Origin of the sequence: Streptomyces sp. MK37H (assembly GCF_018035285.1) — a bacterium.
Lineage (GTDB): Bacteria > Actinomycetota > Actinomycetes > Streptomycetales > Streptomycetaceae > Streptomyces > Streptomyces endocoffeicus.
Map to the genome: position 1 here is coordinate 1 of NZ_JAAAYH010000296.1, position 11,501 is coordinate 11,501.

The 11,501-nt window shown below is 72.5% G+C and carries 8 protein-coding genes and 1 riboswitch; of the genes, 6 read left to right on the top strand and 2 right to left on the bottom strand.

All coding sequences use genetic code 11. From position 1 onward, the window contains the following. Window positions 1-304: tetratricopeptide repeat protein (locus tag GWI24_RS31140; RefSeq protein WP_210949279.1), on the top strand; the 304-nt coding region annotated here is incomplete at its 5' end. A gap of 541 nt (window positions 305-845) precedes the next feature. Here GWI24_RS31140 and GWI24_RS31145 read toward each other — a convergent pair. Next, window positions 846-3,299, bottom strand: coding sequence for a DNA topoisomerase (ATP-hydrolyzing) subunit A (locus GWI24_RS31145; protein ID WP_210949280.1), 2,454 nt, complete (start codon window positions 3,297-3,299; stop codon window positions 846-848). A 314-nt stretch (window positions 3,300-3,613) separates the two neighbouring features. Between GWI24_RS31145 and GWI24_RS31150 the strand changes: the two genes are divergently transcribed. From GWI24_RS31150 to GWI24_RS31165, 4 genes are all read left to right on the top strand, one after another. Further along, on the top strand, window positions 3,614-4,984 hold the full coding sequence (locus GWI24_RS31150) for a pitrilysin family protein (protein ID WP_210949282.1): 1,371 nt from the start codon (window positions 3,614-3,616) through the stop codon (window positions 4,982-4,984). A gap of 20 nt (window positions 4,985-5,004) precedes the next feature. Then, window positions 5,005-6,387, top strand: coding sequence for a pitrilysin family protein (locus tag GWI24_RS31155; RefSeq protein ID WP_210949291.1), 1,383 nt, complete (start codon window positions 5,005-5,007; stop codon window positions 6,385-6,387). A 283-nt stretch (window positions 6,388-6,670) separates the two neighbouring features. Beyond that, window positions 6,671-6,835: riboswitch (cyclic di-AMP (ydaO/yuaA leader) on the top strand. A 14-nt stretch (window positions 6,836-6,849) separates the two neighbouring features. Continuing rightward, the gene (locus GWI24_RS31160) at window positions 6,850-7,644 is read left to right on the top strand and encodes a M23 family metallopeptidase (RefSeq protein ID WP_210949283.1); all 795 of its coding nucleotides are present in this window, start codon (window positions 6,850-6,852) and stop codon (window positions 7,642-7,644) included. 244 nt (window positions 7,645-7,888) lie between these two features. After that, window positions 7,889-8,644 carry a GntR family transcriptional regulator gene (locus GWI24_RS31165; protein WP_210949285.1) on the top strand — a complete coding sequence of 252 codons (756 nt, stop codon included), beginning with the start codon at window positions 7,889-7,891 and terminating at the stop codon, window positions 8,642-8,644. Between the two features lie 156 nt (window positions 8,645-8,800). Here GWI24_RS31165 and GWI24_RS31170 read toward each other — a convergent pair whose 3' ends face one another. Next, window positions 8,801-9,082, bottom strand: coding sequence for an HPr family phosphocarrier protein (locus GWI24_RS31170; RefSeq protein ID WP_210949287.1), 282 nt, complete (start codon window positions 9,080-9,082; stop codon window positions 8,801-8,803). Between the two features lie 189 nt (window positions 9,083-9,271). On the opposite strand from GWI24_RS31170, the gene GWI24_RS31175 reads away from it, so the two are divergent. After that, window positions 9,272-11,501: GNAT family N-acetyltransferase (locus tag GWI24_RS31175; protein ID WP_210949289.1), on the top strand; the 2,230-nt coding region annotated here is incomplete at its 3' end.

Sequence of the window (11,501 nt, forward strand, 5' to 3'; positions counted from 1 at the left end):
GGGGCGGCCGATTCCCGAATCGCTCGCCCGTAAGGCGGCCGAGTCCGGTGATCCGCGGGGGATGACCGTCTATGGCATAGGGCTGGGGCAGCGGGGCGCGTACGCCGAGGCCGTCCACTGGCTCGGTAAGGCCGCCGCGACGGGCGATCTCTCGGCCATGGTGGTGCTCGGCACCGTCCACCTGGACCGCGGCGAGCTGGGCGAGGCGGAGCGGCACTTCCAGCGGGCGGCGGACCGCGGCCACGACGGTGCGCGCCTCGCCCTCCGGCAGATGCGCGCCCGGCGCAACGGCAGCGGCCACTGAATCGTTTGCCGTGGCAGTCCGCAGTCCGCAGTCCGCAGTCCGCAGTCCGCAGTCCGCAGTCCGCAGTCCGTCGTCCGCCGTCCGGGGCCGCCTTCACCGGGGCGCCCCGCCGCGGGCAGGGGCATCTTTCGGCGGCAGCCGGGGGAGCCTGGCGCGGTCGCGCGCACGGCGCGGGATCGTCCCCGGGCTGGGCGAGAGACGTACTCGGGCCACTCCGGCACCGCGGCGAGGGGCCGTGCCGCGCATCGGAGCGGGGCGGCCGTCACATCGGGTCATGCCGGGCCCCGGCGGGCCGTGCCGGGCGCCACGGGAGCGGGGTGGCCCCTGTGCGGCGGGCCCGAGGGGCGTGAACGGCGCGGGTGCCCGGGAACGGCGAGGGGCGCGGCACCCTCGCGGTGCCGCGCCCCTGCGCGCTCGTCCTGATCGTCCCTGCCGGACCGGCTCGTCCAGGCTCATCCGGCCAGACGGCCAGGCCGACCAGACCGGCCAGGCCGACCAGACCGGCCAGACCGGCCCGTCCCGCCAGACTCGCCCGTCCGGGCTACACCGGCCCGGCCACCACCGTCACCGGCTTGGCGAGCGGTTCGCCCGAGCCGTCCCGGCGTGGGTCGATCTCCGGCAGCGCCGCCGGGGAGCCGTTCGCCCCCGCCGCGCGGGCCGGGATCGTGCCCGCCCAGGCCATGACCAGGCAGTCCTCGCCCTTCAGGAACCGATGGCAACGCACCCCGCCCGTGGCCCGGCCCTTGCGCGGGTACTGGTCGAAGGGGGTGAGCTTGGCCGACTGCTGTACCGAGTCATCGAGGGTGCCGCTCGCGCCCGCGACCGTGAAGACCACCGCGTCGCTCGCGGGGTCGACGGCCGTGAACGAGATCACCTTGGCGCCGGAGCCGAGCTTGATGCCCGCCATACCGCCAGCGGCGCGGCCCTGTGGCCGTACCTGGCCGGCCGCGTAGCGCAGCAGCTGGGCGTCGTCGGTGATGAAGACCAGGTCCTCCTCGCCGGTGGACAGCTCCACCGCGCCCACGATCCGGTCGCCCTCCTTGAGGCCGATGACCTCCAACTCGTCCTTGTTGGCGGGGTAGTCGGGGACCACGCGCTTGACGACGCCCTGCTCCGTGCCGATCGCGAGCCCCGGTGAGGACTCGTCCAGGGTGGTGAGGCAGATCAGCTCCTCGTCGTCCTCCAGCGAGAGGAACTCGGCGATGGGCGCCCCGCCCGACAGATTCGGGGGTGCGGCCGACTCCGGGAGGATCGGGAGGTCGATCACCGAGAGCCGCAGCAGCCGCCCGGCGGAGGTCACCGCCCCCACCGAGCCGCGGGCCGTGGCCGGGACCGCGGAGACGATCACATCGTGCTTGGCGCGCTTGGCCTTCCCCTCGACCGGGAACGGCTCGCCGTTGGCGGTACGGGCCAGCAGCCCGGTGGAGGACAGCAGCACCCGGCAGGGATCGTCCGCGACTTCCAGCGGCACCGCGGTCACCGGCGCGTTCGACGACTCCAGCAGCACCGTGCGGCGCGGGGTGCCGAACTTCTTGGCCACCGCGGCCAGTTCGGAGGAGACCAGCTTGCGCAGCTCGGCGTCGGAGTCGAGGATCCGGGTGAGCTCCTCGATCTCGGCGTTGAGCCGGTCGCGCTCCGACTCCAGCTCCAGCCGGTCGAACTTGGTCAGCCGGCGCAGCGGGGTGTCCAGGATGTACTGCGTCTGGATGTCGGAGAGACCGAAGCGCTCGATGAGGGACCGCTTGGCCTCCGCCGCGTTCTCGCTCTGCCGGATGAGGCGGATGACCTCGTCGATGTCGAGCAGGGCCACCAGCAGACCCTCGACCAGGTGCAGTCGGTTCCGCCGCTTGGTGCGCCGGAACTCGCTGCGCCGCCGGACCACGTCGAAGCGGTGGTCGAGGTAGACCTCCAGCAGCTCCTTCAGGCCCAGCGTGAGCGGCTGGCCGTCCACCAGCGCCACGTTGTTGATGCCGAAGGACTCCTCCATCGGCGTGAGCTTGTAGAGCTGCTCCAGCACGGCCTCGGGGTTGAAGCCGTTCTTGATCTCGATCACCAGCCGCAGCCCGTGCTCACGGTCGGTGAGGTCCTTGACGTCCGCGATGCCCTGGAGCTTCTTCGCCCCGACCAGGTCCTTGATCTTGGAGATGACCTTCTCGGGCCCCACGGCGAAGGGCAGCTCGGTGACGACGAGGCCCTTACGGCGGGCCGTCACGTCCTCCACGGCCACCGTGGCGCGGATCTTGAAGGTGCCGCGGCCCGTCTCGTACGCGTCCCGGATGCCGCTCATGCCCACGATCCGGCCGCCGGTGGGCAGGTCGGGTCCCGGCACGTGCCGCATCAGCGTCTCGAGGTCCGCGCCCGGGTGCCTGATCAGATGACGGGCGGCGGCGATGACCTCGCCCAGGTTGTGCGGCGGCATATTGGTGGCCATGCCGACCGCGATCCCGGACGTGCCGTTGACCAGCAGGTTCGGATAGGCGGCGGGGAGGGTGACCGGCTCCTGCTCACTGCCGTCGTAGTTCGGGGAGAAGTCGACCGTGTCCTCGTCGATCGACTCGGTCATCAGCGAGGTCGCCGACGCCATCCGGCACTCGGTGTACCGCATCGCGGCCGGCGGGTCGTCGTTGCCCAGCGAGCCGAAGTTCCCGTGGCCGTCGACCATCGGCAGGCGCATGGAGAACGGCTGTGCCATGCGCACCAGCGCGTCGTAGATCGACGCGTCGCCGTGCGGGTGGAGCTTTCCCATCACCTCGCCGACGACGCGGGCGCACTTCACATAGGAGCGCTCGGGGCGCAGGCCCATGTCGTTCATCTGGTAGAGGATGCGGCGGTGCACGGGCTTGAGCCCGTCACGGGCGTCGGGCAGCGCGCGCGAGTAGATGACCGAGTAGGCGTACTCGAGGTAGGAGCCCTGCATCTCGTCGACGACGTCGATGTCGAGGATGCGCTCCTCGAAGTCGTCCGGCGGCGGGGTCTTCGTGCGGCGGCGGGCCATCGCGCTTGGGGCTCCTTCAACTGCCGATGCGGGATCTGACGCCGACCATTGTGGCCCGGCCCACCGACAAGTGTGGAACGGCCCGGGGTGCCGGCGGCCGGGGCGGGCCCCGGAACCGCGCCCGACGGCACCGCGCGAAGCCCCTCGGAGGGGCCCGGATCCGGCGCAGCAGGGCTTGCGGAAACGGTTCGGGACAGCTCGGCAGGACGGGAGTGGACCGGAACTTCGCCAGATGTCCGTCCCCTTGCATACAGTGACAGAAGCGCTGCGCAAGCGGCTGGCACGCGCTCCATCACGCGATCGAAGGGACGTACATGCCCATGGGTCACACGGCCACGCAGCAGGCCGGCTCCGGCGGCTTGAAAGCGACTGAGCACCGCCTGGCCAATGGCCTGCGCGTGGTGCTCTCCGAGGACCATCTGACCCCGGTCGCCGCGGTCTGTCTGTGGTACGACGTCGGCTCGCGCCATGAGGTCAAGGGGCGCACCGGCCTGGCGCACCTCTTCGAGCACCTGATGTTCCAGGGCTCGGCGCAGGTCACCGGCAACGGCCACTTCGAGCTGGTGCAGGGGGCCGGCGGCTCGCTCAACGGCACGACCAGCTTCGAGCGCACCAACTACTTCGAGACCATGCCCGCCCACCAGGTCGAGCTCGCCCTGTGGCTGGAGGCCGACCGGATGGGGTCCCTCCTGACCGCGCTGGACGAGGAGAGCCTGGAGAACCAGCGCGACGTCGTCAAGAACGAGCGCCGCCAGCGGTACGACAACGTCCCGTACGGCACCGCCTTCGAGAAGCTCGTCGCCATGGCGTACCCCGAGGGCCACCCGTACCACCACACCCCGATCGGCTCCATGGCCGACCTGGACGCGGCCTCCCTGGAGGACGCGCGGGAGTTCTTCCGCACCTACTACGCGCCCAATAACGCCGTGCTGTCGATCGTCGGCGACATCGACCCCGAGCAGACGCTCGCCTGGATTGAGAAGTACTTCGGCTCCATCCCCTCCCACGAGGGCAAGCGGCCACCCCGTGACGGCACGCTCCCGGAGGTGATCGGCGGTCAGCTGCGCGAGGTCGTGGAGGAGGAAGTTCCGGCCCGCGCCCTGATGGCCGCCTACCGGCTGCCGCACGACGGCACCCGTGAGGCCGACGCCGCCGACCTGGCGCTGACCGTCCTCGGCGGCGGCGAGTCCTCCCGGCTCCACAACCGCCTGGTGCGCCGCGACCGCACCGCCGTGGCCGCCGGATTCGGCCTGCTGCGGCTGTCGGGCGCCCCCTCGCTGGGCTGGCTGGACGTGAAGACCTCCGGCGGTGTCGAGGTGCCCGCCATCGAGGCCGCCGTCGACGAGGAGCTGGCCCGCTTCGCAGAGGAGGGGCCGACCCCGCAGGAGATGGAGCGCGCCCAGGCGCAGATCGAGCGCGAGTGGCTGGACCGGCTGGCCACGGTCGGCGGCCGGGCCGACGAGCTCTGCCGTTACGCGGTGCTCTTCGGCGACCCGCAGCTGGCGCTGACCGCCGTGGAGCGGGTGCTCGACATCAGCCCCGAGGAGGTGCGGGCCGTGGCCGCGGCGCGGCTGCGCCCCGACAACCGCGCCGTGCTGGTCTACGAGCCCGTCCAGGGCGCCGAGGACGCAGCCGACGCCGCCGAAGCCGCCGAGACCGACGCAGAAGGGGAGGCGGCCCAGTGAGCGACGCCGTCACCGCGACCATGACCTTCCACCCGCAGCCCAAGGGCGGCGCCCCCAGGCCGTGGGCGTTCCCGGCCCCCGAGCGCGGTGAGCTGCCCAACGGCCTCACCGTGCTGCGCTGCCACCGCCCCGGCCAGCAGGTCGTCGCCGTCGAGATCAACCTGGAGGCGCCGCTGGACGCCGAGCCGGCCGGGCTCGAAGGCGTCGCCACGATCATGGCGCGCGCCCTGTCGGAGGGCACCGACAAGCACGACGCCGAGGAGTTCGCCGCCGAGCTCGAGCGCTGCGGCGCCACGCTGGACGCCCACGCCGACCACCCCGGCGTCCGCCTCTCCCTGGAGGTCCCGGCCTCCCGGCTGCCCAAGGCGCTCGGTCTGCTGGCCGACGCGCTGCGCGCCCCCGCCTTCCCGGACGGCGAGGTCGAGCGGCTGGTGCGCAACCGGCTGGACGAGATCCCCCATGAGCTGGCCAACCCGGCCCGCCGCGCCTCGATGGCCCTCTCCGCGGAGCTCTTCCCGGCCGAGTCGCGGATGTCCCGGCCGCGCCAGGGCACCCAGGAGACCATCGAGGGCATCGACGCCGCGGCCGTGCGGGCCTTCTACGAGGCGCATCTCCGCCCCTCCACCGCCACCGCCGTCATCGTGGGCGACCTCGGCGGCGTCGACCTGGACCGGGCGCTCGCCGACACCCTCGGCGCCTGGACGGGCGGGGCGGGCGCGCCGCGCACGGCTCCGCCGATCGTCGCGGACGACACCGGCCGTGTGGTGATCGTCGACCGGCCGGGCGCGGTGCAGACCCAGCTGCTCATCGGGCGCGTGGGCGCCGACCGCCACGACCGGGTCTGGCCCGCGCAGGTGCTCGGCACGTACTGCATGGGCGGCACCCTCACCTCCCGTCTCGACCGCGTGCTGCGCGAGGAGAAGGGCTACACCTACGGGGTGCGCGCCTTCGGCCAGGTGCTGCGCTCCGGGCCCCCGTCGCCCACGGGCGGCTCCTCGGGCGCCTCGATGCTGGCGATCAGCGGCTCGGTGGCCACCGAGGTCACCGGCCCCGCGCTGGACGACCTCTGGAAGGTGCTGCGCACGCTGAAGGAGGAGGGGCTGACGGACGACGAGCGCGATGTCGCGGTGCAGAACCTGGTGGGCGTCGCCCCGCTGAAGTACGAGACGGCGGCGTCCGTCGCGAACACCCTCGCCGACCAGGTCGAGCAGCATCTTCCGGACGACTTCCAGGCGCAGTTGTACGCCCGTCTGGCGGAGACCGGCACGGTGGAGGCCACCGCCGCGGTGGTGAGCGCCTTCCCGGCGGACCGGCTGGTCACGGTGCTGGTCGGGGACGCCTCGGCGATCGAGGAGCCGGTCCGGGCGCTGGGCATCGGCGAGGTGCGCGTCATCTCCGGCTGAGCCGAGGAGTGTTGGCCGGATCCGTGCGCAGTGCCGCCGGTCCGGCCGGCTCGCTGACGGTCCGGCAGGCGGTCCGGCGGACGTCCGGTCCATGAGCCGACAGCGGAAGGGCCCCGGCCCCGTAAGGGCGCCGAAGCCCTTCCGACATGCCCGATTTATGGGATTGACCGCTTGTTTGGTTTGTGGGGAGAGCAACAAAAAACCGGAACCGTTTGGTGATCGAAAGCGGGCCCGTTAGCGTCAGTCCGGCTGTTCGCCAGCGACCCGCCGCACCCGCGGCACCGGACAGTCATCGCCGAGTCCCCGTACGGCGCGAGCCAGGGGAGCCGGGGACCCAACACGTCCCCAGGGGTGAATCGGGCGCCTTCCCCGGCCGGGGGAGGAGTCCGTAGGAGACCTTCCTGCTCCGAACCCGTCAGCTAACCCGGTAGGCGAGAAGGAAGGAAAGGAGTGCGCCTCAGTATGGCGTCCACCCGCACTGCCACCGGGAAGCATCGCCGCACCAGCAAGGTCAACGTCCGCACGGGCGCGAACGTCGTGGGCATCACGACCGTCGCCTCGGGTGTGGTCGCCGGGATCACCGGACAGGCGTTCGCGGCCGATGGGGGCCCCGATCCCCAGCAGACCGGTCTGACCCAGGCGATCGTGATCGGCGACGGGATCGCGGACCACATCGAGGCCCAGGCGCAGTCCCAGGAGACCGCCGCCGAGCAGGCCGCCGCCAAGGCCAAGGCAGAGGCGATCGCCCGCCAGGAGGCCGCCAGAAAGGCGGAGGCCGCGGCGAAGAAGGCCAAGGCCGAGCGCGAGGCCAAGGAGCGCGCGGCGCGCGAGGCCGAGCGCAAGCGCCTCAACACCTTCGTGTCGCCGATCAGCGGCTCCTACGTCTCCACCGGTTACCAGGCGTCCAGCGGGCTGTGGTCCTCCGGCAGCCACACCGGCATCGACTTCAACGCCTCCACCGGCACCACGGTGCACTCCGTGGGCATGGGCGAGATCGTCGAGGCGGGCTGGGGCGGCTCCTACGGCAACAACGTCGTCATCAAGATGAACGACGGCACGTACACCCAGTACGGCCACCTGTCGTCGATCAGCGTCTCGGTCGGCCAGAAGGTCACCCCCGGCCAGCAGATCGGCCTGTCGGGCGCCACCGGCAACGTCACCGGACCGCATTTGCACTTCGAGGCCCGCACCAGCCCGGACTACGGCTCGGACATCGACCCGCTGTCGTACCTGCGTACGCACGGCGTCAACGTCTGACCCGTCGCGCGTCCGACGCGAACGCCGCGCGGTCCCGCCATCCGAGATCCCGCGAGACTTCCGAGAAGGCCCCGTCCGACGGACGGGGCCTTCGGCGTGCCACCGCCCGCCTGACCAAAAAATATCCATGAAATGCTTCCCGCCATCGGAAATGGCGGCCGCGTGGAATAGAGTCGTTCAACGCGCGTTCCATGGCCGCGTTTCGCGGGCGTTAAAGCGGAGGTTCGACAATGCGGGACCGTAAGTGAGCGGGGATACGAACGCGGTCCAGGGCGGTCGCCGGATTTCGGCACACGCGGTCTGCGCGGCGATTCGCGACGACATCGTCTCCGGTGCGTATCAGCCTGGCAGCCGCCTCACCGAGGAACTGCTCGCCCGGCGCTACGGCGTCTCCCGGGTGCCGGTCCGCGAGGCCCTGCGCACCCTGGAGTCCGAGGGCTTCGTGACGACCCGGCGGCACGCGGGGGCCTGCGTCGCCCAGCCCTCCGAGCGCGAGGCGGCCGATCTGCTGGACATCCGCGCGCTGCTGGAGCCGCTGGGCGCCGCACGGGCCGCACAGCGCCGCACCGAGGCCCATCTGAAGGTGCTGCGCGGACTGGTCCGGCTCGGCCGGGAGCGCGCCCAGGGCGGTCAGCTCGGCGAACTGCGGCCGCTGGGCGACTGGTTCCACGAGACGCTGGCCCAGGCGTCCGGCAGCCCGAGCCTGGCCGCGCTGCTCGTCCAGCTGCGCCGTAAGACCGCGTGGGTGTACGCGGCCGCTCCCGGGCCGCGGCCCGTGCCGCCCGAGGGCGCCGTGCGCCCCGACCCGGCCGCACGGGCCGTGGAGTCCTGGGCGGAGCACGGCGCGCTGGTGGACGCGGTGGCGCGCGGTGACGCCGACCGCGCGCGGGCGCTCGCCACCACGCACACCGAGCGCGCGCTGTCGGAATACCGGCTGCGCCGCCCGATTCCGGTGAGGACTTCGAAACATTCCGTCAACACGGCGAGCGGCCGGAATTAACAGAGCTCCCGTATACAACTCTTGGGAATTCTCTGCGCGGAAACAGAAAAAACGGCGGGGCCGCGGTGACTATTACGGCCACCGCGGCCCCGCCGCGCCGAATCCCTGAAATCACCCGGGAAACGCCTGGGAATTCCAGACAGGGCTCGCCCGGGATCAGACGGTCTCGGGAAGCTCCTCGAGGCCCTCCGCCACCAGCTTCGCCAGACGGTCGAGCGCGACCTCGGCGTCGTCCGCGCCGGAAGCGAGGACGACCTCCTCGCCGCCCTGGGCGCCCAGGCCGAGCACGGCCAGCATGGAGGCGGCGTTGACCGGGGTGCCGTCGCCCTTGGCGATCGTGATGGGGACGCCGGCGGCGGTGGCCGCCCGGACGAAGATCGACGCAGGGCGGGCGTGCAGGCCCTCGGCCCAGCCGATGGTGACGCGGCGCTCAGCCATGGTGTTGCCCTTCAGGTGTGACGGTGCTGTTGTCTAGACCAAAATCATACGGTGTCCGGATTCCCCCGAACGATGTCCGGGTGAGCCCGGGCATGCCCGGACTGGCCCGATACGGACCTTCCCCCGACACTCGGCCCCGACGCAAGGGTGTCCACCATCCGGACCGGGCGGGCCCGTACCCTGGCTCCCATGCGGAGCCCGTCGGACCATCACGCCTACCCGACCCACTGGGAAGCCGATGTGGTGCTCCGGGACGGCGGCACGGCACAGATCCGTCCCATCACCACCGATGACGCCCAGCGGCTGGTCAGCTTCTACGAGCGGGTCTCGGACGAGTCGAAGTACTACCGCTTCTTCGCGCCCTACCCCCGCCTGTCCGACCGCGATGTCCACCGCTTCACCCACCACGACTACGTCGACCGGGTGGGCCTGGCGGCCATCGTGGGGGATGAGTTCATCGCCACCGTTCGGTACGACCGCATCGACAGCCGGGGGATGTCGGCCCGCCCGTCTCCCACCACCACCCTCAACGGGCGCTCCGCGGCCCCTTCTGATCCGGCCCCCGCCGACGAGGCCGAGGTCGCCTTCCTCGTCCAGGACGCCCATCAGGGCCGCGGGGTGGCCTCCGCGCTCCTCGAACACATCGCCGCCGTGGCGCGCGAGCGGGGCATCCGGCGGTTCGCCGCCGAGGTGCTGCCCGCCAACAACAAGATGATCAAGGTGTTCACGGACGCGGGCTACACCCAGAAGCGCAGCTTCGAGGACGGGGTCGTCCGCCTCGAGTTCGACCTCGAGCCCACCGACCGCTCCCTGGCCGTCATGCGCGCCCGCGAGCAGCGGGCCGAGGCCCGGTCCGTCCAGCGGCTGCTCGCACCCGGCTCCGTGGCGGTCATCGGCACCAGCCGCACGCCCGGCGGCGTCGGCCGCACCGTGCTGCGCAACCTCCTGGACGGCGGCTTCACCGGACGCGTCCACGCCGTCAACCACGCCTTCCCCGACGACATGACGCGCCTGGAGCCCGAGGGCGTCCCGGCCCACCGCTCGCTGCGCGCCATAGAGGAGCCCGTGGACCTGGCCGTCGTCGCCGTCCCCGCCGAGCGGGTGCCCGCCGTCGTGGCCGAATGCGGCGACCACGGCGTCCAAGGGCTCGTCGTGCTCTCCGCCGGATACGCCGAGAGCGGGGGCGAGGGCCGCGACCGGCAGCGGGACCTCGTCCGCCAGGCCCGGTCCTACGGCATGCGCGTCATCGGCCCCAACGCCTTCGGCGTCATCAACACCGCCGACGGCGTCCGGCTGAACGCCTCCCTGTCCCCGCAGCTGCCCAACCCAGGCCGGCTGGGCCTGTTCACCCAGTCCGGGGCGATCGGCATCGCGCTGCTGTCCGGGCTGAACCGGCGCGGCGCCGGGCTGGCGAGCCTCGCCGGGATCGCGGGGATATCGACCTTCGTGTCCGCCGGGAACCGCGCCGACGTCTCGGGCAACGACCTCCTCCAGTACTGGTACGACGATCCGCTGACCGACGTCGTCCTGATGTACCTGGAGTCGATCGGCAACCCCCGCAAGTTCACCCGGCTCGCCAGGCGCACCGCCGCGGTCAAACCGGTGGTCGTCGTCAAGGGCGCCCGCCACACCGGCAGCGCCCCCACCGGCCATGCCGTGCCCACCACCCGGATCCCGGACGCCACCGTCTCCGATCTGCTGCGGCAGGCGGGCGTCATCCGGGTCGACACCGTGACCGAACTTGCCGACACCGGGGTGCTGCTCGCCTCCCAGCCGCTGCCCGCCGGTCCGCGCGTCGCCATCCTCGGCAACTCCGAGTCGCTCGGCCTGATCACCTACGACGCCTGCCTTACCGAGGAACTCCGCCCGCTGCCGCCCCGCGACCTGACCACGGACGCCACCCCGGACGACTTCCGGCGCGCCCTTACCGAGGCCCTCGCCGACGACACCTGCGACGCCGTGGTCGTCACCGCCATCCCGTGGGTCGGCGACGGCAGTGCGCAGGCCCTCGCCGCGGCCGTAAGGGAGGCGGCGCAGGCTCCCGGGCCCGGTCCGGCCAAGCCGGTGGCCGTGGTCCACCTGGAGATCCAGGAGCTCGCGCAGGCCCTGGCCGGCACCGGCGGCGAGCCCGCCCCTGGCACCCGCCGGATCCCCGCCTACCCCGCCGCCGAGCGGGCCGTGCGCGCGCTCGCCGAGGCCGTACGGTACGCGCGCTGGCGGGAGGAGGCCGCCGAGCCCGGGCGGGTCCCGGAGTACGACGACATCGACGAGGCGGGCGCGGCGGCCGACATCCAGGTGTTGCTCGCCCCGGCCGACGGCACGGGCGGCGACGGGACGGGCGGCTACGGCACGGGCGACGGCGCGAGCGTCGGAACCGCCGACGGGACCGGCCACGACGTGGGCGTCGGGATCGGCGAAG